The sequence below is a fragment of the Burkholderia sp. WAC0059 genome, from assembly GCF_002870125.1.
Taxonomy (GTDB): domain Bacteria; phylum Pseudomonadota; class Gammaproteobacteria; order Burkholderiales; family Burkholderiaceae; genus Paraburkholderia.
Window position 1 is genome coordinate 70309 of record NZ_PNEO01000010.1, and the last position, 19189, is coordinate 89497.

The window sequence follows — 19189 nt, forward strand, 5'->3', positions numbered from 1 at the left end:
GCGCCGTCGCGACGGCGCGGGCCATGCGTCATCGCCATGTGCGCGATCGATCGACGCGACCCGCGCGCCGTCGGCTCACTCGGGCAACACCTCGCCCTTCGTCTCCGGCGCGAACGGAATGACGAACAGTCCGACCACGAACGCGATCGCCGTCAGCGCCACGGGCACGCCGAGCGTGTGCATGTTCAGCACCGCCGCGCCGAGCAGAAAGTTCACGCCCGCACCGACGAAGCGGCCGAACGACGTGCAGAACGCGAACGCGGTCGCGCGCACACGCGTCTCGAACTGCTCGGGCAACCAGAGGCTGAAGAGTGCGAAGTTGCCGCCGAAGAAGCCGAGCACGACGAGCCACGCAATGAACGGCGCGAGCCCGTTCGGCAGGTAGTAGGCCCAGCCGAAGCTGCCGACGATCGACACGGCCATGCCGACGAAATAGATCGCCAGCGTCCAGCGGCGACCGATGCGTTCGGCAAGCGGCGGCAGCGCGAGACAGCCGAGGATCGTCGCGACGGACAACAGCCCCGTCGCGATCGAGGCCGTGCGGATCGCGTCGGGTTTGCTCGCCCCCGCCTTCGTCGCGAGCTGGATCACGGCCGACGGCTCGTAGACGGCGCCAGCCCACAGCCCGATGATCGCGATCGTCAGCAGAATGCTGGCGGCCCAGGTGCGGCGCCGGTAGGCCGGCGCGAAAATCTCGCGCAGCGGCCGGCTGCGCACGACGCGTGCGTCGACCTTCTGCCACTTCTCCGGCTCCTTCACGCGCAGTAGCACGAGAATCGCGACGACGACGGGCACGGCGCCGGTCAGGAACATCGCGCGCCAGCCGTAATGCACGCCGATCGTGTAGTTGAGCGCCGCGGCAAGGAAAAAGCCTGCGTAATAACCCGTCTGCAAATAGCCCGCGCCCATCTTGCGGCGGTCCTCGGGCCACGACTCGGCCACGTAGGTGCCCGCCAGCGCCCACTCGCCGCCGATCCCGACGCCCGCGAGAAAGCGGTAGAAGCCGAGCTCCCAGACGTTCTGCGCGGTCGCCGCGAGCCCCGTGAAGACCGCGAACATGAAGATCGTGCCGGCGAGCACGCGCGTGCGGCCGAAACGATCGGCCAGCGGCCCCCAGATAAACGACAGCCCCCAGCCGACGAGAAACAGCGCGAACAGGATCGAGCCCGCGAGCCCGACGTGACCCGCCGTCGGCGCATAGCCCGAGCGCGGCAGCAGTTCGGTGAGCGCCGGCGTCAGCACGAGCGCGTAGATGAACGAATCCATGCCGTCGAGCGTCCAGCCCGCCCATGCGCCCCAGAAACCGGCGATCTGCGAGCGGTTGAGCCGCGTGCGCGTGCGCCCGCGCGCGCCGCGCGCAGGCTCGGTGATCGAATTCATGATGCTCCTCTCTGCGGTGCTACGGTTATCGATGGCGGTGCCCGAACAAGACACGGGGCCCAACCGCGCAGCCCACCACGGACCTTGCGTCCGCGGCGCGCCTCCTCCTGATACGGCCCGTCTGGCGCGGGCCTGTCCGGCTGGCGCCGGCTTCGTTTTATATATAATATTTGATCCCATGAGCGACGCAACGAATGGTTTTCCCCTGGAGCGCGCGGGCGTGACGAACGGTCTGCCGGTTGCTGCGGCGCCGCGCACCAGCACGTCGAGGATGGTCGCGGACGCGCTGCGCGCGGCGATCGTCGAGGGCGCGCTCGCGCCCGGCGCGCCGCTGCGTCAGGACGCGATCGCCCGTCACTTCTCGGTGAGCGCAATTCCCGTGCGCGAGGCGCTGCGCCAGCTCGCCAGCGAAGGCTGGGCGAAGATCGAAGTGCACAAGGGCGCGAGCGTCGCGTCGCTCTCCACGGGCGAGGTGCGCGAAATCTACGAGATCCGCTCGGCGCTCGAAAGCCTCGCGCTCGGCCTCGCCATCCCGCATCACACCGACGCCTCGCTGCGCGAGGCGCGCGCGCTGTGCGACGCAGCAAAACGCGAGCGCGATCCGTCGCGCTACGTCGCGCGCAACGAGGCGTTCCACATGAGCCTCTACGCGCCCTGCCGCCGGCCCCAGTTGCTCGACATGCTCGAAACGCTGCACCGGCGCGGCGAGCGCTATCTGCGGCTCAAGTTCGGCTTTCCGGACTACAAGCGCGAGTCCGACGCCGAGCACGCGGCCCTCCTCGCCGCCGTGAAGCGCCGCGACGTCGCCGCCGCGCAATCGCTCGTGGCAGCCCACCTGCTCGGCACCGGCGAGCTGATCTGCAGCGTGCTCGACGCCGGCACCGAACCCGACGCATCCGCCGATGCATCTGCCGACACGAAGCGGCGCCCGCCGAAGCGACGCGCGCCGCCGTCCCGCACCCGGAGTTGAATACGCCGATGACGCCTACCGCCACCACCCCATCCCCGTCGCCGCAGCCGACCCGTTCGTGGACCACGCGACGCGACGAGAAGCACCGCCGTCTCGCGGCCGTCGCCGGCTGGCTCGAGGACGGCGTGCTGCCCGCCGCCCGCATGACCGACGCGCTCGAACTGCTGATCCGTCCGGGAGACCGCGTCGCGCTCGAAGGCGACAACCAGAAGCAGGCCGATTTCCTCTCGCGCGCGTTCGCGCGGGTCGATCCGGCGAAGGTGCACGACGTGCATCTGCTGATCTCGAGCATCAGCCGCCCCGAGCACCTGACGCTGTTCGAGCGCGGCATCGCGCATCGCGTCGACTTTTCCTACGCGGGCGCCCAGAGCCTGCGCGTCGCGCAACTGCTCGAAGACGGCCAGCTCGAGGTCGGCGCCATCCACACCTACGTCGAGCTCTATGCGCGGATGTTCGTCGACCTGATTCCGCAGGTCGCGCTGCTGTGCGCGGAAAAGGCCGATCGCCACGGCAATCTCTACACGGGCGCGAACACCGAGGACACGCCGACCATCGCCGAGGCCGCCGCGTTCAGCCAGGGCATCGTGATCGTGCAGGTCAACGAGATCGTCGACACGCTGCCGCGCGTGGACATTCCCGGCTCGTGGGTCGACCTCGTCGTGCAGGCGGACCGGCCGTTCGCGGTCGAGCCGCTCTTCACGCGCGACCCGCGCCACATCGGCGACCTGCAGGTGCTGACCGCGATGCTGGTCATCAAGGGCATCTACGCGCCCTACGGCATCACGTCGCTGAACCACGGCATCGGCTTCGACACCGCTGCAATTGAGTTGCTGCTGCCCACCTACGGCGAATCGCTCGGGCTCAAGGGCAAGATCTGCCGCAACTGGACGCTCAACCCGCATCCCACGCTGATCCCGGCCATCGAGTCGGGCTGGGTCGAGAGCGTGCACTGCTTCGGCAGTGAGGTCGGCATGGAAGGCTACATCGCCGCGCGACCCGACGTGTTTTTCACGGGCTCGGACGGCAGCCTGCGCTCGAACCGCGTGCTCTGCCAGATGGCGGGACAGTACGGCGTCGATCTCTTCATCGGCTCGACGCTGCAGATCGACGCGGACGCGAATTCCTCGACGGTCACGCGCGGACGGCTCGCGGGCTTCGGCGGCGCGCCGAACATGGGACACGACCCGCGCGGGCGGCGCCACGCGAGCGAGGCCTGGCTCAAGCTGCTCAAGGATGCGGGGCCGGTCTCGCGCGGCCAGAAGCTCGTCGTGCAGCTCGCGGAGACCTGGAAGAAAGGCGGCGAACCGACCTTCGTCGACGAACTCGACGCCGTCGCCGTGGGCCGCAAGAGCGGCATGCCCGTCGCGCCCGTGATGATCTACGGCGACGACGTGAGCCACGTCGTCACCGAGGAAGGCATTGCGCATCTGCATCGCGCGCAAGGCGTCGACGAGCGGCGCGCGGCGCTCGCGGCCGTCGCCGGCGTCACGCCGATCGGCCAGCGCGCGCAGCCGGAGAAAACCGCCGACCTGCGCCGGCGCGGCATCGTCCAGTATCCCGAGGACCTCGGCATCCGACGCGGCGACGCGAAGCGCTCGCTGCTGGCCGCGCGCAGCATCGACGATCTCGTCACCTGGTCCGGCGGGCTCTACGAGCCGCCGGCGCGTTTTCGCAGTTGGTGAAGAACGTCATGCGCGCGCCTGCCGCTCCGCCCCGAACCGATGCCGCGCCGCCCGTCTGCGAACGGGCCGGCGCAGGACGCCCGTGCCCCGATGCGCGCGCATCGGACGAGACGCGCGAGCCGTGCGGCCGACGCGAGGCGCACGACGCCCTGCTCGCGCGTCTCGCGATCGACGCGCTGACCGACGAGGCGCGCCTCACGCCCAAGCCCGCGCTCGTCGATGCGCGCGGCAGCGGCGCGCACCACGACCTCGATCTCGCGACGATGCTGCGCTCGGCCCATGCGCTCGCGCCCACGTTCCGGGCGCTCGCGCGCGCCTCGCGCGGCGCCGCGCCGGGCGTTGCGCTGCGCACGGAACTGGCGCGCCTCGGCCGTGCCGGCGAAGCCGCGATGCTGCGCGCGACGAACGGCAGCAACGCGCACCGCGGCGCGATCTGGATCGTCGGGCTGCTCGTGGCCGGCGCGGCGATGTCGCCCATACTCGCCGTGCCCGCCGCCCGCGCCGCGCGGATCGACGCCATCGGCACCATCGACGCGATCTGCACACTCGGCGCGCAGATCGCCCGCTTCGACGACCGTCTCGCCGTGCCGACCGACAGCCACGGCGAGCGGGCGCGCCGCCGCTACCGCGTGGGCGGCGCGCGCCGCGAGGCGCAGGAAGGCTTTCCGCACGCGCTCCACGTCGGCCTGCCCGCCCTGCACCGGGCCCGCGCCGACGGCCACGACGAAAACACGGCGCGCCTCGATGCGCTGCTCGCGATCATGTCGTCGCTCGACGACACCTGCCTGCTGCACCGCGCGGGCCTCGCCGGCCTCGCTGCCGCGCAGCGGGGGGCACGCCGCGTGCGCGCGCTCGGCGGCATCGCGACTCGCGCGGGACGCGACGCGTTCGACGCACTCGAGCGCACGCTACTCGCGCTCAACGCTTCGCCGGGCGGCGCGGCCGACCTGCTGGCCGCGACGCTCTTTCTCGACGCGCTCGTCGCGCGCCGCCTCGAACCGGGAACCGTCTCATGGAACAACTGACCTTCGATTACCCCGCGCAGCGCGCCGTGACGGCGCGCGCGCACGTCGGCGTCGTCGGCTCCGGCGACCTCGAAGTGCTGCTGCAGCCGGCCGGCGCGATGCGCTCGCGCGTCGTCGTCCACACGAGCGTCGACGGCTACGGGCACATCTGGCAGCGCGTGCTCGACCGCTTCTTCTCGCGCTACGACGGCGCCGCGCTCATCGAGATCAACGACTTCGGGGCCACGCCGGGCGTCGTCGCGCTACGGCTCGCCGAAGCGGTCGAAGCCGCTGAAACCGCCGAGGCGACAGCCGAAGCGAACGGAAACGCCACGCCGGGAGGCACCCGATCATGAGCACCGTCGAAACCGTCCAGCCGCGCACGCTGCTGCGCGAGAGCTTCATCGAACTGTCGGCGCGCGAGCGCTCGCGCGCGCTGCTCGACGCCGGCACGTTCCGCGAACTGCTCGGCCCGTTCGATCACCTCGAATCGCCGTGGCTGCCGTTGCAGGGCATCGTCTGCCAGGCCGACGACGGCGTCGTGATCGCGCGCGGCACGATCGACGGCGAACCGGCCGTCGTCGCCGCGATCGAGTCGGCATTCCAGGGCGGCAGCATCGGCGAGGTTGCCGGCAGCAAGATCGCGGCGGCGCTCGAGCTCGCGCTCGCGGACTGCGAGCGCGGCACGCTCGTGCGGCCCGTCGTCCTGTTCGAAACCGGCGGCGTGCGCCTGCAGGAGGCCAATCTCGGCCTCGCCGTCATCGCCGAGATCCAGGCGGCGATCGTCGCGTTGCGGCGCCACGTCCCCGTCGTCGGCGTGGTGGCCGGCATGGTCGGCTGCTTCGGCGGCATGTCGCTCGCCGCGGGCCTCTGCTCGTTTCTCGTCATGACGAAGCAGGGCCGGCTCGGCATGAACGGGCCGGAAGTGATCGAGCAGGAAGCCGGCATCGACGAGCTCGACGCGAGCGACCGGCGCCGCATCTGGCAACTGATCGGCGGCGAGCAGCGCGCGCGCACGGGCTTTGCCGACGCGCTCGTCGAGGACGCCGCGGACGCCGTGCGCGACGCCGTGCGCACGGCCTTTTCAACCGGCGGGCGCGCCGCGCATCGCAGCGAGCAGATCGAGACGTATCTGGCGCGTCTCGCGCAGATCGATCCAGCCAACGCGACGCCCGAAACGATGCGCGCGGCGTTTCCGGCCGCCGCCCGGACCCCGAACGGAGGCGCAGCATGAACGACAGCACCGACCTCGCAACGAGCCGCGGCGCGCGCTGGCTGCGCGCGCTGGCGGGCGAAAGCGCGACGGCCGCGCCGGTCTGGCAGGCCGACGCGCCGCTCGGCGGCGAGACCGCGCGTTTCATCGCGGTCGTGCCCGACGCTGCAAACCGCTTTCCGCGCGCGAGAGAGAACGTCGTCGGCCTCGAACAGGGCTGGCGGCTCGCGCAGGCCGTGCGCGACGCGATCGGGCAGGACGCGGCAACCGACGCGCGCCGCCCGATCGTCGCGATCGTCGACGTGAAGAGCCAGGCCTACGGCTATCGCGAGGAAATGCTCGGCATCCACCTCGCCTGCGCCTCGGCCGTCGACGCCTATGCGAGCGCGCGCCTGGCCGGCCACCCGGTCGTCGCGCTGATCGTCGGCCCGGCGATGTCGGGCGCGTTCCTCTCGCACGGCTACCAGGCCAACCGGATCGTCGCGCTCGACGCGCCGGGCACGCTGGTCCACGCGATGGGGAAAGAAGCGGCCGCGCGCGTGACGCGGCGCAGCGTCGAGGCACTCGACGCGCTCGGCGAGACGATCGTGCCGATGTCGTATTCGATGGCCTCGTTCGCGAAGCTCGGCCTGCTCGACGCGCTGATCGAGGGCGTGGACGCCGACGCGCCCGATGCCGCGCAGATCGAGCGCGTGCGCGCCGTGCTCGCCGCGATGGTGCGCGACGCGCGCGCCGACGCGACGCGCGACCTCTCGCATCGGCTGCGCCAGGAGGCGGCGCAGCGCACGCGCGCGGCGTCGATCGAGGTCCGGCGCCGGCTCGCGCAGCAATGGAACGCGGGCTGATCCGCCGATGCGCGACGAGGATGACACGCCGGCCATCGTGAACGCGCGCTGGCGCGCGCACGACCTGCTGCGCGCGAGACGGTTGCCGGCCGTCGACGGCGAGGCGCCCGCCTGGCTGCGCGACGCCTTCGCCCGCGCCCCGTTCGCCGTCGTGCGCCGCGCGCGCGCCGCGCCCGGACGCGTGGCCGTGGGGCTGCGCGGCACAACGCGCGCCGAGCGCCTCGCCGCCTGGCTCGACGCCGACGACGTCGAGGCCGCGTACTCGCCCGAGGACCTCGTCGCCCTCGCCCCGCTCGCGGATCGCGCCGCCCTGCCCGCCTTCGCCGCGCTCGCCGCGTTGCGCGACGCGCCGGCCTCGCCGCTGCATGCCTTCGCCTGGGGGCCGACCGGCAGCGCGGGGTTCGAACTTGCCGCGCGCACGCCCGCCGTCCAGGCGTCGAGCGACCTCGATCTGCTGATCCGCATGCCGCGGCGCTGCGATCCCGATACCGCTCGCGCGCTGCTCGATGCGCTCGACCGTGCCGCCCGCACCGCGCACGTGCGCATCGACGCCCAGCTCGAAACGCCCGCGGGCGGCGTCGCGCTCGCCGAACTCGCGGCGGACAAGCCGCGGGTGCTCGTGCGCGGCGCCGACGGCCCCTACCTGAGCGCCGACCCGTGGCGCGCGCCATGACGCTCGCCTGCGTCTTTCCGGGCCAGGGCGCGCAAAGCCCGGGCTTTCTCCACGCCCTGCCGTCGCATCGGGCCGTGCAAGACACGCTCGACGAAGCCTGCGCCACGCTCGGCGTCGACGTGCTCGCGCTCGACACCGCCGAGGCGCTGCGCTCGACCGTCGCCGTGCAGATCGGACTCGTCGTGGCGGGCGTCGCCGTGGCGCGCGCGCTCGCCTGCGAAGGACTCGTGCCGCAGTTCAACGCCGGGCTCTCGGTGGGCGCCTACGCGGCGGCGGTGAACAGCGGCGCCGTCGCCTTCGACGACGCGCTGCGCATGGTTCGCGAACGCGCCCGGTTGATGGAGCGCGCCTGGCCGTCGGGTTATGGATTGGCTGCCGTGGTCGGTCTCGGCGAGACGCAGATCGAAGCGCTCGCCGACGCGCAGGCGCGCGAAGACGGCTCGCGCGTCTACGTCGCGAACGTCAACTCGCCGCGCCAGATCGTGATGGCGGGCTCGGATGCGTCGCTCGACGCGTTCGTCGCGCGCGCGCTCGCCGCGGGCGCGCGCCGGGCGCAGCGGCTCGACGTGGCGGTGCCCTCGCACTGCGAACTGCTCGACGAGGCGACGGGCACGCTCGCGGCCTATGCGCGCGACGTGCCGTTTCGCGCGCCGCACGGCACCTACGTCGGCAATCGCGGCGCCCGCCCGCTTCATACCGGCGAGGCGATCCGCGACGACCTCGCCACCAACATGCGCCACACGGTACGCTGGTTCGACGCGCTGACGGTCATGATCGAAGCGGGCGCGACCGTGTTCGTCGAGGCGCCGCCGGCCCAGGTGCTGACCGACATCGCGCGCGAGCATTATCCCGACGTGACGGCGCTCGCGGCATCGACGCTGCCGCTGGACCGGCTCGCCGCCGTCGTCAGGCGGCGCCTCGAAACGGCGGGCGCCTGAGCCTCGCCGGTCGGCTCTCCCCGGCGCATCGGCTCCCCGGCCCATCAGGCCGGTCCCGTCTCCGATACCGAAACCGATCCGGCATCGGCCAGCTCGCGGTAAGCCGGCCAGAAATAAAGCGCCACGGCGCCGCGCAGCCCCGGGCCCTGGCGCGTCGCGCTGACCTGCCGCTCGCGGAACCAGAACGCCAGCGAGACGACGGCCGTACCGGGCCGAAGCATGCGGTCGAACTGGCCCGCCAGCTTTTTCATCGGCTTCATCATCAGGTAGCAGGTGACGGCGTGCGCGTCGCGCAAATCGCAGGCGTAGAAGTTGGCGCGCGTCAGGCGGACGTTGGGCAGGTTCCGGGTTCGGAAACGGGCGACCCAGTACGGCAGCGGCGACCATTCGATGCCGCGGATGCGCGCGTCGGGAAACGCCTTCGCCAGCGCGACGACGAGCGAGCCCCAACCGCTTCCCAACTCGTACACGACGGCTTGCCCCGGCAAATCGGCCTGCGCCAGCAGGGCCACGACGTCGGCGGCTTCGGCTGCGCTCGACGAAAGCGGCGGCACGCCGGTCCGCGCCTGAAAGACCAGCAACGACCCGCAGAGCAACAGCACGACCGCGAGCAGAATGAGCGAAGGAATATCCGACACGGACCACCTCTCTTCGATGCCGGACCGTCCTCGCCACGCGAGCGCGAGCGGGACGCCGGCGCGCCACCCAGGCCGGCGAACCGGCCTGCCCCGCCGGACCGCGAGTCGTGGCTCGCGCGGCGCGGGCCAAAGTATGCCGAATATCGCGGCGCTCGCGCAACGCCGGCTTCGGCGGATACGTCGCGGCGGATGTCGGGGCCGGCCGCCGGTTCCGCTGGTTTTGCCGGAAATCGCCGGGTTTGCCGGCCAGTACCACTCGCGGGCCCGGCCCGCGCGGCACGATGCCCTGAATTGCAGTCGGCCGACCAGGATCGGGTCGGCCGGCGGAGCGGCGCGCGGCGCTGCACGCAAACGGACCCTCGAACGGACCGCCCGCGGGGTCCATCCCGGGAGCGCGGCTGCCCGGAGAGTCCGCCCCGAAACCCGATCAGCCGCGAATCGCCGGCTCCAGTTGACGCGCAACGTCGAGCAGCGCGAGGTCGCCATCGTAGCGGCTAACCAGTTGCACGCCGATCGGCAACCCGTTCGGGCCCGTACCGACCGGAAGCGTCAGCGCCGGCACGCCGAGCAGCGACCACATCCGGTTGAAAACCGGGTCGCCCGTCGCCGCGATGGGGGGCGCCTCGCCCGGCGCGGCCGGCACGAGTATCGCGTCGAACGTCCGCGCGATCGCATCGAACGCGGCGCGCGCCGCGCGCGTCGTCTCGCGGTAGCCCAGGTAGTCCTCGAACGGCACGCGCCAGCCCTGCTCCATCACGGCCGACGTCGTGGCGGCCATCAGCGCGCGGCGCGGCGGCTCGTATTCGTACAGATGGTTGCGCGCGACCTCGTAGGCCATCAGCGCCGCATGCACGTCGTTCAGCTCGGCGAGTGCGGCCGGCATCGCGACCGGTTCGAGCGCGAACCCGACGCCGGCCAGCCGCGCGCAGGCGCGCGCGAGCCCGTCGGCGTCCGCCGCCGGCGCCGGCGCGAACGGCGGCTGCCAGAAGCCGATCCGCAGCCGCTCTCCCGCCTTGCGCGGCCGGGTGGCCGCCGTCGCGGCGGGCAGTCCGGCGAACACGTCGTACATCAGCAGCAGGTCGTCGATGCCGCGCGCGAGCAGACCCAGCGTGTCGAGCGACGCGGCCAGCGTCTTCACGCCCTCGATCGCGAACGTGCCGAAGCTCGGCTTGTAGCCGATCACGCCGCAGAACGCGGCGGGCCGGATGATCGACCCCGAGGTCTGCGTGCCGAGCGCGACCGGCACGTGGCGGTCGGCGACGGCCGCGGCCGAGCCGCTCGACGAGCCGCCCGGCGTATGCGCCGGATTGTGCGGATTCGCCGTCTTGTTGGGCTGGTACATCGCGAACTCGGTGGTCACGGTCTTGCCGAGCGCGATGCCGCCCGCGCGCCGGATCAGCGCGACGCAGGCCGCGTCGCGCAACGGCCGGTGGCCGCGGTGAATCGCCGAGCCGTATTCGGTCGGCATGTCGGCCGTGTCGATCACGTCCTTGACGCCGACGGGCACGCCGTGCAGCGGGCCAACGCCCGTCCCGGCCGCCGTGGCCGCGTCGCAGGCGCGCGCCGCCGCGCGCGCGCGCTCGGGGTCGAGGAACGCCCACGCGTTCACGACCGGCTCGCGCTCCCCGATGCGCCGCAGGCACGCGTCGACGAGTTCGAGCGAGGTGATTTCCTTCGCCCGGATCGCCGCGGCCGCTTCGCTCGCCGACATCGATGTCAGATATTCCATGTGTACGTCTTCGCTCCGTTGAAAATCAGTGGGCGCGATTCGTCGCGCCGCGATCGAGCGCGCTGCGCGAGAGGCCGACCAGCAGGCACACCGCGCCGGCCGCGAGCAGCGCGGCCATCGCGTAGAGGCCGCTCGCGAGGCTGCCCGTCGCCGTCTTGAGCCAGCCGACGATGGTCGGGCTCACGAAGCCGCCGATGAGCCCGAGGCTGTTGATGAGCGCGATCGCACCGGCCGCGCCGTTCGTGCCCGCGAAATACGCGGACGGGATGGCCCAGAAGAGCGGCAGCGTCGAGTAGATCGCCGTGGTCGCGACCGTCAGCACGACGAGCGACAGCGCAAGGCTCGTGTGCACGAACGGGATCAGCGCGAGCATCGCGGCGCCGACCCACGCGCAGGCCGCGAGGTGCCAGCGGCGCTCCATGCGCGCATCCGAGCGGCGGCACAGCAGCACCATGCCGACGGCGCTCACGGCGAACGGGATCATCGAATAAAGGCCGATCTGCGTGACGTCGTCGACGCCGGCGCTCTTGATGACGGTCGGCAGCCAGAAGCCGATCACGTAGATCCCGCAGATGAACGTGAAGTACGCGGCCGCCATCACGTAGAGACGCGGATTGGCGATCGCCTGCAAAAACGTGTAGGCCGTGTGCGCCTCGCCCGCGTGCTCGGCCCGCAGTGCGTCGGTGATGACGCCGCGTTCGCGCTCGTCGAGCCAGCGCGCGCGCTCCGGCGAATCGGCGAGGAGCAGCGGGCAGACGAGGCCGAGCAGGACGGCCGGCACGCCCTCGACGACGAACAGCCACTGCCAGCCGTGCAGCCCCCACACGCCCTGCAGGTCGTGCATCGCCCAGCCGGCGAGCGGGCCGCCGACCACGCCCGAGAGCGGCATGCCGAGCATGAACAGCGAGATCGCGTTGCCGCGGCGCTGGTTCGGGAACCAGTGCGTGAGGAAATAGAGCGCGGCCGGCACGAGGCCCGCCTCGAACGCGCCGAGCAGAAAGCGCGTGACGTAGAAGCTGGTCGCGTTCGACACGTGGATCATCGCGATCGAAACGAGCCCCCACGGCACCAGAATCCGCGCGAGCGTCCAGCGCGTGCCGAAACGCTTGACGACGAGATTGGTCGGCACTTCGCACAGCGCGTAGCCGAGGAAGAAGACGCCGGCGCCGAGGCCGTAGACGGCGTCGCTGAAGCCGAGGTCCTGCTTCATCTGCAACTGCGCGAAGCCGATGTTCGTGCGGTCGAGGTAGGCGACCACGTAGCAGAGGAACAGGAACGGCAGCAGCCGCCAGCCGGCCTTGCGGAACGTGTGCGCGACGGCGCCGGCATCGGCGCCGCGCGCGGCGGCACGGCTCAGGGTGGATTGGGACACGATGATTCTCGCTGACAGGATAGGAATGGCACTCAATCTATCTGCTGCGTCGCGGAAAAAAAATACACGATAAAATGAGCCAGCCTTCGGCCCAGACGAAGGCTGATTCGCCCCTCCCCCTCCGGAGCTCTCGTCCATGCGCTTCGACCTGAACGACCTGCAACTGCTGATCTACATCGCCGATTCCGGCAGCATCACGGCCGGCGCGCAGCGGGCCAACCTCTCGCTCGCGGCGGCGAGCGCGCGCGTGCACGGCATGGAGCTGGCGCTCGGCGTGCCGCTTTTCGAGCGCGGCCGGCGCGGCGTGCAGCCGAGCGCCGCCGGCCATGCCGCCGTCCACCACGCGCAGCGCGTGCTGCAGCAGATCGAGCGGATGCACGGCGAACTGAGCGAGCACGCGCAGGGCATGCGCGGCCAGATCAGGATGCTCTCGAACACGGCCGCGCTGACCGAATTCCTGCCCGACATCCTCAGCGACTTCCTGACCCGGAACCCGACCATCGACATCGACGTCGAGGAGCGGCCGAGCCAGGACATCCCGCGCGCGCTGATGGAGAACCGGGCGGACATCGGCGTCATGGCGAGCACGGCCGACATGAAGGGACTCCAGACGTTTCCGTTCCGCACCGACCGGCTCGTCGTCGTCGCGCCGAAGTCGCATCCGCTTGCCGCGCGCGCGGCCGGGCCAGGCGTCGCGTTCGCGGAGATCGTCTCGCAGGACTTCGTCGGGCTCGCCGACGGCAGCGCGTTGCAGGAGCATCTGGCGCGGCACGCGGAGCAGCTCGGCAAGCGGCTCAAGTACCGCGTGCGGCTGCGCAGCTTCGACGTGATCTGCCAGATGGTCGAGCGCGAGGTCGGCATCGGCATCCTGCCCGAGCGCGCGGCCGAGCGCTGCGCGCGCACGCTCGCGATCCAGGTCGTGCCGCTCACCGACGAATGGGCCTCGCGCGAACTGCGCATCTGCCTGCGCAGCTTCGACGACCTGCCGGCGTACGGCAAACGGCTCATCGAGGCGCTGCGCGGCTGACGCCGCGCGCCGGCCGAAGTGACCGGTGCCGCCGGAAGCCCAGGGAATCGCGCCGATTCCCGCGCGCCCCCACCACGCACCGGTCACAACGCGCCGGTCACAACGGATAGTCGCGCGCGAGGATTTCCGTGAGGAAGCTCGCCACGGCCCGGATACGCGGCACCCGTCTCAAGTATTGGTGCGAGCTCATCCAGACCGTGCGCGAAACGTCGATCTGGCCCGCCAGGATCGGCGTCAGGCCGAACCGCTCGGGCCGCGCGAACGCCGGCAGCATGACGATGCCGCCGCCGGCCGCCGCCGCGAACATCTGCGCGAGCATGCTCGAGGAATGGAACGCGATGGCCGGGTCCGCGATCACGTCGTTGAGCCAGCGCACCGCGTCGAGCTGGATCAGGTCGTCGATGTAGCCGACGAAGCGGTGCCGCGCCAGGTCGGCCAGCGTGCGCGGCGTGCCGTATTCGGCGAGGTAGTCCGCGTGCGCGTACAGGTTCAGCGCGAACCGCCCGATCTGCCCGATCTCGAGGTTGCTGCCGCGCGGCTCGAAAAACCCGAGAAAGAGGTCGGCTTCGCGGTGCGAAATGCGCACGTCGGTAGCCGAGGTCACGAGCTCGATGGTGATGCCGGGCTGGCGCCGCCGGAATTCGACGAACTCCCCGCTCAGGTAGAGCGACGCGATGCCCTCCATCGTCGCGATGCGCACGTGCCCCGAAAGACCCGGCCGGTCGGCGTTCAGCACGTCGCCGATGGTCAGGATGTTCGCCTCCACGGCCTCGACGGACGCCAGCATCTCGCGGCCCTGCGCGTTCAGCCGGTAGCCCTGCCGGTCGCGCTCGAAGAGCGGCGTCTCGAGCGCGAACTCGAGCGCCGAGATGCGCCGCCCGACGGTGGCGTGGTCCATGCCGAGCATGCGCCCGGCCCGAGAAAGATTGCCGGCGCGCGATACCGCCAGGAAGACGCGCAGGTCGTCCCAGCTCAGGCGGTTCAGGTTCATGTCGGGCAGCCGTCCAGTGTTCGGGCCGCCATTGTCGCTGTGCAATTTTGCACATGCCAGAGATTGTTTTCCGGTTCGCGCGGCGCGGCCGCGTTCGTAGACTGGCCTCCGAAAACCGGACAGGTGTCCGGACGACCTGCTCCGACCGGAGGAATCGTGACGGACAACGACATCGACTGGGAAGCCGTACTCGCAAGCGAGCGCTTCAGACGGCTCGCGCGGCAGCGGCGCAACACGCTCGTCGTGCTGGGCCTGCTCGCCGCCGTGTATTACTTCTCCATTCCGGCGCTCATCGCCTGGGCGCCCGGCCTCTTCAGGATGCGGCTCGCCGCCGGCCTCAACCTCGGCACGGTGTTCGCCGTCTCGCAGTACCCGTTCGGCGGGCTCGTCGCCTACGTCTTCATGCGCCGCACGGCGGCCATCGACCGCTCGTCGGCCCGCCTTCGCGACGAAGCGCGCGCCGCCACGCCGGAGGAACGCCATGCGTACTAGCCGCCGCGCCCTCCTCGCCGCGGCCGCCGCCGTCGCCGCCTGCGCCTCGGCCCCGGCGCGCGCCGACACCGTGTCGGGCTCCGCCATCAGCCACCCCGCGCTCACGTTCGCCGTCTTCGGCCTCGTGATCGCGTCGACGCTCGTCATTACCGGGTTCGCCTCGCGCCGCAACCGGACGGCCGGCGACTTCTACACGGCCGGCGGCGGCATCAGCCCGCTCAGGAACGGCCTCGCCATCGCCGGCGACTATCTTTCCGCGGCCGCGTTCCTCGGCGCCTCCGGGCTCATCGCGCTGTACGGCTTCGACGGCATGATCTACCTCGTCGGCTTCTTCGCCGCGTTCATCCCCGTCCTGCTGTTCATCGCCGAGCCGTGCCGCAACCTCGGCCGCTACACGATCGGCGACATTCTCGCGACGCGCAACCGCTTCCGCACAACGAAGGCCGTCTCCGCCGTGTCGAGCGTCGTGGTCGCGCTCGCGTACATGATTCCGCAGATCGTCGGCGGCGCCGTCATCGTCCGCGCGCTCGTCGGCATCGACTACGACGTCTCGGTCGTCGGCGTCGGCGCGCTGATGCTGCTCTACGTGGCCTGCGGCGGCATGCGGGCGACGACGTGGGTGCAGGTCATCAAGGCCGTCCTGCTCATCGGCGCCTCGTTCGTTCTCGTCGTGCTCGCGTGGTTGCCGTTCGGCTTCCGCGTGCCGGCCTTCATGGACGCCGTGGTGCACAGCCCGTTCGTGCAGGCGCACGTCGCCGCGATGGCGGCCGGCCGCGGGCTCGCCGGCGACGAACTGGGCTGGCGCTTCCTCGAACCGGGGCTCTTCCTGACCCAGCCGCTGGAATTGCTCTCGCTGGGGCTCGCGCTCGTGCTCGGCACCGCGGCCATGCCGCACATCCTGATGCGCTTTTTCACCGTGAAGGACGCGAAGGCCGCGCGGCATTCGGTGATGTGGGCCATGCTCGGCATCGGCGCCTGCCACCTCTTCATCATCGTGATCGGCTTCGCCGCCGCCTACTTCGTCGGCGCGCCGCTGATCGCCGCGGTCGACAAGGGCGGCAACCTCGCCGCGCCGCTGCTCGCGCAGGCGTTGACGGGCGGGCGCGGCAGCGTCGGCGGCGACCTCATGATGGCCTTCATCGCCGCCGTCGCGTTCGCGACCATCGTCGCCGTCGTGGCGGGGCTCACGCTGGCCGCCGCCTCGTCGCTCGCGCACGACGTCTACGTCGGCGCCGTGAAGGGCGGCCATGCCACGGAACGGCAGCAGGTCGTGGCCGCCCGTGTGTCGACGCTCGTCGTGGGCGCCGTCGCGATCGTCGTCAGCATTCTCGAACGCGGGCAGAACGTGGCGCAGCTCGTGGGGCTCGGCTATGCCGTGGCCGCATCGGCGAACCTGCCCGCCCTCGTACTCACGCTGTACTGGAAGCGCACGACGACCCAGGGCGTGGTGGTCGGCATCGTCGGCGGCACGCTCGCCGCGATCGCGCTCGTGCTCGTCTCGCCGAACATGACCTACCCGGCGCTCGTGCGGCAGGCGGCGCTGACCCAGGTTGCCGGCCTCGACCGGCAGCTCGCCGCGCCGACGCTCGACGCCGCGCAACGCGCGCCGCTCGAAAGCGCGCGCGCGAAGGCCGAGGCGACCGCCGACGCCATCGCGCCCGGCGCGACGAGCTTAGTCGGGCTGAGCGCGCCGCTCGTCAATCTTCGCAACCCCGGCATCCTCTCCATCCCGATCGGCTTTCTGCTCGTCATCGTCGTGTCGCTGCTGACGCGCGACCCCAACGCCAGCCGGCGCTGGCCGGAACTCGTCGTGCGCCGCGAAACGGGGTACGGGGCCGCCGGCGCCATCGACCACTGACGGCTGCCGCTTTTCGAATCCACTGAATCCACCGAATCGACTGAATCCACCGGGTCCACATCATGTCCTACCTGCCTACCGTCCGCGTGGCGGCGGTCCATGCCGCCCCCGTGTTCCTGAACAAACAGGCCACCGTCGCCAGGGCCGTTTCGCTGATCCGCGAGGCGAGCCGCCACGGCGCCCAGCTCGTCGCGTTTCCCGAGTCGTACATTCCGGCCTTTCCGGTCTGGGCCGCGCTTTGGGCGCCCATCGACAACCACGACCTTTTCGCGACGTTCGCGAACGAGAGCCTCTACGCCGACGGCGGCGAGCTCGCGGAGATCGCCGCCGAGGCCGGGCGCAGCGGCGTGTTCGTTTCGATGGGTTTCAGCGAGCGTTCGCGCGCGAGCGTCGGCTGTCTCTGGAATTCGAACGTGCTGATCGACGACCGCGGCACGATCGTCAACCATCACCGCAAGCTCGTGCCGACGTTCTACGAAAAGCTGGTCTGGGCGCCCGGCGACGGCGCCGGACTGCAGGTGGCCGACACGCGCATCGGGCGCATCGGCGGCCTGATCTGCGGCGAGAACACGAACCCGCTCGCCCGTTATTCGCTGATCGCGCAGGGCGAGCAGATCCACATTTCGAGCTGGCCGGCGCTGTGGCCGACGCGCCGGCCCGTCACCGGCGGCAACTACGACAACGTGGCGGCCAACCGGCTGCGGGCCGGCGCGCATTCGTTCGAGGCCAAGGCGTTCGGCATCGTCTGCGCCGGCTACATGGACGCGACCATGCGCGACTTTCTCGTCGCCCGCGATGCCGGTGCCGCCGCCGTGCTCGACGGCTCCCCGCGCGCGGCCACGATGTTCGTCGACCCGACCGGCGCGCAGATCGGCGATCTGCTCAGCGACGAGGAAGGCATCGCGTACGCGGAATTCGACCTGAACCGCTGCGTGGAGCCGAAGCAGTTTCACGACGTGGTCGGCTACTACAACCGCTTCGACGTGTTTTCGCTGAGCGTCAACCGCGAGCGGCTCGAACCGGTCGCGTGGCGCAACGGGGCGCATCGCGCGGCCGAGCCGCAGCCGGGCGCCGAAACGGCGCTCGCCGACGATCTGGGTTAGGGCCGGCTCAATTCCACGCGTGGCGCGCGGGCTTGACGCCGTTCAGGTAGTAGTTGCCGACGAGGTGATATTTCCAGCGCACCGGGTCGTGCAGCGTATGCGTGCGCGCGTTGCGCCAGTGGCGGTCGAGATTGTGTTCGGCGAGCGCGGACTGCGTCCCCGCGAGCTCGAACAGCTTTTCGCCGGCCAGCAGCGCGATTTCGGTGGTCAGCACCTTCGCCTCGCCGACCGCCACCGACGCGCGCGCGACGTCGTCCCCGGTCGGCGCTTCCGGCCGCGCCGCGATCTCGTCCAGCACGCGCGCCGCGCGTTCGAGCAACGCCTCGGCCGCATGTAGCTGGATGTGCAGGCGGCCGACCTCGCGCAGCACGAGCGGATCGTCGGCCGCGCGCTCGACGCCGCTGTCGACCCAGGGCCGCGCGCGTTCGCGCACGAACGTCAGTGTGTCGTCGATCGCCGCGCGCGCGATGCCCGCGTCGATCGCCGCCTGAATAATCTGCGAGACGGGGCCGTTCAGCGTCGGACGCTCCGACACCTGGTGCGCGGGAAACACGTGCGAGGCCGGCACCCGCACGCCGGACGCGCTCACGGTGCCGCTCGCGGTCGTGCGCTGGCCGAACCCTGACCAGTCGTCGACGATCTCGAGCCCCGCCGTGCCCTTCGGCACGTAGGCGAGCCATCCGCGACGCGCCTCGTCGAGACCGAGAATCGGCACGTAGTCCGCGAACAGCGCGCCGGTCGAATAGAACTTCGTGCCGTCGACCACGTAGTCGTCGCCGTCCTTCGCGATGCGCGTGCGCAGGTCCAGCACGTTGCGCGTGCCCTTCTCCGAGAAGCCGTTGCCGAAGCGCCGGCCCCTCAGCACTTCGTCGAAGAAGAACTGCTTCTGCGCCTCGGTGCCCGTTAGCGCGATCACGTCGACGAGGCCGAGATGGTTCTGCGGCAACTGCCCGATCGAAGGATCGGCCGCCGCGACGGTCTCGATCACCTGAGCCAGCGTGACGAACGACACGCCCGCGCCGCCGTATGCCTTCGGCACGGTGATCGCCCAGAGGCCGGACTGCGAAAACGCGTCGACTTCCGCATACGGCAGCCGGCGCTCGCGGTCGCGCTGGCCGGCCTCCTTCGCGAGTTCGGCGGCCAGCTCGCGCGCGACGGCGAGCGCCTCGGCGTCGTCGCGAATCACGCGGGCGGCGGGCCGCTCGGCATCCGCCGCGACGGCTTGCGTGCCGCGCGCGGCAACATCGGGAATCGCTGACATCGGTCACTCCCTG

General features: G+C 71.3%; 18 protein-coding genes. 12 read left to right on the forward strand and 6 right to left on the reverse strand.

The genetic code is table 11. The features are described from left to right. Positions 1-75 precede the first annotated feature (75 nt). The gene (locus CY652_RS12120; protein WP_102130958.1) at positions 76-1380 is read right to left on the reverse strand and encodes an MFS transporter; all 1305 of its coding nucleotides are present in this window, start codon (positions 1378-1380) and stop codon (positions 76-78) included. A gap of 178 nt (positions 1381-1558) precedes the next feature. Between CY652_RS12120 and CY652_RS12125 the strand changes: the two genes are divergently transcribed. From CY652_RS12125 to CY652_RS12160, 8 genes are read left to right on the forward strand one after another with little or no spacing between them, the layout of a single operon-like run. Beyond that, on the forward strand, positions 1559-2350 hold the full coding sequence (locus CY652_RS12125) for a GntR family transcriptional regulator (RefSeq protein ID WP_102130959.1): 792 nt from the start codon (positions 1559-1561) through the stop codon (positions 2348-2350). 8 nt (positions 2351-2358) lie between these two features. Further along, positions 2359-4032, forward strand: coding sequence for a malonate decarboxylase subunit alpha (gene mdcA, locus CY652_RS12130; protein ID WP_102130960.1), 1674 nt, complete (start codon positions 2359-2361; stop codon positions 4030-4032). A gap of 8 nt (positions 4033-4040) precedes the next feature. Continuing rightward, positions 4041-5057: a triphosphoribosyl-dephospho-CoA synthase gene (locus CY652_RS12135; protein ID WP_102131061.1), complete on the forward strand. Its 1017-nt coding sequence runs from the start codon at positions 4041-4043 to the stop codon at positions 5055-5057. After that, positions 5045-5392 carry a malonate decarboxylase subunit delta gene (locus tag CY652_RS12140; RefSeq protein WP_102130961.1) on the forward strand — a complete coding sequence of 116 codons (348 nt, stop codon included), beginning with the start codon at positions 5045-5047 and terminating at the stop codon, positions 5390-5392. The genes CY652_RS12135 and CY652_RS12140 overlap by 13 nt, the downstream gene beginning before the upstream one ends. Next, positions 5389-6270: a biotin-independent malonate decarboxylase subunit beta gene (locus CY652_RS12145; RefSeq protein ID WP_102130962.1), complete on the forward strand. Its 882-nt coding sequence runs from the start codon at positions 5389-5391 to the stop codon at positions 6268-6270. The genes CY652_RS12140 and CY652_RS12145 overlap by 4 nt, the downstream gene beginning before the upstream one ends. Continuing rightward, a complete protein-coding gene (gene mdcE / locus CY652_RS12150; protein ID WP_102130963.1) occupies positions 6267-7094 on the forward strand; it encodes a biotin-independent malonate decarboxylase subunit gamma in 828 nt (275 codons plus the stop codon). Before CY652_RS12145 ends, mdcE begins: the two co-directional genes overlap by 4 nt. Before the next feature lie 7 nt (positions 7095-7101). Then, a complete protein-coding gene (locus CY652_RS12155) occupies positions 7102-7767 on the forward strand; it encodes a malonate decarboxylase holo-ACP synthase (protein WP_102130964.1) in 666 nt (221 codons plus the stop codon). Continuing rightward, positions 7764-8705, forward strand: coding sequence for an ACP S-malonyltransferase (locus tag CY652_RS12160; protein ID WP_102131062.1), 942 nt, complete (start codon positions 7764-7766; stop codon positions 8703-8705). Before CY652_RS12155 ends, CY652_RS12160 begins: the two co-directional genes overlap by 4 nt. Before the next feature lie 44 nt (positions 8706-8749). Here CY652_RS12160 and CY652_RS24450 read toward each other — a convergent pair whose 3' ends face one another. From CY652_RS24450 to CY652_RS12175, 3 genes are all read right to left on the reverse strand, one after another. Further along, a complete protein-coding gene (locus CY652_RS24450; RefSeq protein ID WP_102130965.1) occupies positions 8750-9343 on the reverse strand; it encodes a class I SAM-dependent methyltransferase in 594 nt (197 codons plus the stop codon). 427 nt (positions 9344-9770) lie between these two features. After that, positions 9771-11072, reverse strand: a complete 1302-nt coding sequence (locus tag CY652_RS12170) for an amidase (RefSeq protein WP_102130966.1) — start codon at positions 11070-11072, stop codon at positions 9771-9773. A gap of 25 nt (positions 11073-11097) precedes the next feature. After that, positions 11098-12444 carry an MFS transporter gene (locus CY652_RS12175; RefSeq protein ID WP_258002289.1) on the reverse strand — a complete coding sequence of 449 codons (1347 nt, stop codon included), beginning with the start codon at positions 12442-12444 and terminating at the stop codon, positions 11098-11100. 136 nt (positions 12445-12580) lie between these two features. Here CY652_RS12175 and CY652_RS12180 point away from each other — a divergent pair, with 136 nt between their 5' ends. Continuing rightward, positions 12581-13471: a LysR family transcriptional regulator gene (locus tag CY652_RS12180; RefSeq protein ID WP_102130968.1), complete on the forward strand. Its 891-nt coding sequence runs from the start codon at positions 12581-12583 to the stop codon at positions 13469-13471. Positions 13472-13568: 97 nt separating this feature from the next. On the opposite strand, the gene CY652_RS12185 is transcribed toward CY652_RS12180, so the two are convergent. After that, entirely contained in the window at positions 13569-14462 is an 894-nt protein-coding gene (locus CY652_RS12185; RefSeq protein WP_102131063.1) for a LysR family transcriptional regulator, read from the reverse strand. 156 nt (positions 14463-14618) lie between these two features. Between CY652_RS12185 and CY652_RS12190 the strand changes: the two genes are divergently transcribed. From CY652_RS12190 to CY652_RS12200, 3 genes are all read left to right on the forward strand, one after another. After that, entirely contained in the window at positions 14619-14954 is a 336-nt protein-coding gene (locus CY652_RS12190) for a DUF485 domain-containing protein (RefSeq protein WP_102130969.1), read from the forward strand. Beyond that, positions 14944-16812, forward strand: coding sequence for a solute symporter family protein (locus CY652_RS12195; RefSeq protein ID WP_102130970.1), 1869 nt, complete (start codon positions 14944-14946; stop codon positions 16810-16812). Before CY652_RS12190 ends, CY652_RS12195 begins: the two co-directional genes overlap by 11 nt. A 62-nt stretch (positions 16813-16874) precedes the next feature. Continuing rightward, positions 16875-17915 carry a carbon-nitrogen hydrolase family protein gene (locus CY652_RS12200; protein ID WP_102130971.1) on the forward strand — a complete coding sequence of 347 codons (1041 nt, stop codon included), beginning with the start codon at positions 16875-16877 and terminating at the stop codon, positions 17913-17915. A 7-nt stretch (positions 17916-17922) separates the two neighbouring features. Here the strand turns inward: CY652_RS12200 and CY652_RS12205 are convergent, their stop codons facing one another. Then, positions 17923-19176 (reverse strand): SfnB family sulfur acquisition oxidoreductase, encoded by a 1254-nt coding sequence (locus tag CY652_RS12205; RefSeq protein ID WP_102130972.1) that lies wholly within the window; start codon positions 19174-19176, stop codon positions 17923-17925. Between the last annotated feature and the right edge of the window lie 13 nt (positions 19177-19189).

What these genes read in the sequence shown, in the direction of transcription:
- CY652_RS12120 (WP_102130958.1), bottom strand. Translation starts at nt 1,380, where the DNA reads ATGAATTCGATCACCGAGCCTGCGCGCGGCGCGCGCGGGCGCACGCGC.
- CY652_RS12125 (WP_102130959.1), top strand. Translation starts at nt 1,559, where the DNA reads ATGAGCGACGCAACGAATGGTTTTCCCCTGGAGCGCGCGGGCGTGACG.
- mdcA (WP_102130960.1), top strand. Translation starts at nt 2,359, where the DNA reads ATGACGCCTACCGCCACCACCCCATCCCCGTCGCCGCAGCCGACCCGT.
- CY652_RS12135 (WP_102131061.1), top strand. Translation starts at nt 4,041, where the DNA reads ATGCGCGCGCCTGCCGCTCCGCCCCGAACCGATGCCGCGCCGCCCGTC.
- CY652_RS12140 (WP_102130961.1), top strand. Translation starts at nt 5,045, where the DNA reads ATGGAACAACTGACCTTCGATTACCCCGCGCAGCGCGCCGTGACGGCG.
- CY652_RS12145 (WP_102130962.1), top strand. Translation starts at nt 5,389, where the DNA reads ATGAGCACCGTCGAAACCGTCCAGCCGCGCACGCTGCTGCGCGAGAGC.
- mdcE (WP_102130963.1), top strand. Translation starts at nt 6,267, where the DNA reads ATGAACGACAGCACCGACCTCGCAACGAGCCGCGGCGCGCGCTGGCTG.
- CY652_RS12155 (WP_102130964.1), top strand. Translation starts at nt 7,102, where the DNA reads ATGCGCGACGAGGATGACACGCCGGCCATCGTGAACGCGCGCTGGCGC.
- CY652_RS12160 (WP_102131062.1), top strand. Translation starts at nt 7,764, where the DNA reads ATGACGCTCGCCTGCGTCTTTCCGGGCCAGGGCGCGCAAAGCCCGGGC.
- CY652_RS12170 (WP_102130966.1), bottom strand. Translation starts at nt 11,072, where the DNA reads ATGGAATATCTGACATCGATGTCGGCGAGCGAAGCGGCCGCGGCGATC.
- CY652_RS12180 (WP_102130968.1), top strand. Translation starts at nt 12,581, where the DNA reads ATGCGCTTCGACCTGAACGACCTGCAACTGCTGATCTACATCGCCGAT.
- CY652_RS12185 (WP_102131063.1), bottom strand. Translation starts at nt 14,462, where the DNA reads ATGAACCTGAACCGCCTGAGCTGGGACGACCTGCGCGTCTTCCTGGCG.
- CY652_RS12195 (WP_102130970.1), top strand. Translation starts at nt 14,944, where the DNA reads ATGCGTACTAGCCGCCGCGCCCTCCTCGCCGCGGCCGCCGCCGTCGCC.
- CY652_RS12200 (WP_102130971.1), top strand. Translation starts at nt 16,875, where the DNA reads ATGTCCTACCTGCCTACCGTCCGCGTGGCGGCGGTCCATGCCGCCCCC.
- CY652_RS12205 (WP_102130972.1), bottom strand. Translation starts at nt 19,176, where the DNA reads ATGTCAGCGATTCCCGATGTTGCCGCGCGCGGCACGCAAGCCGTCGCG.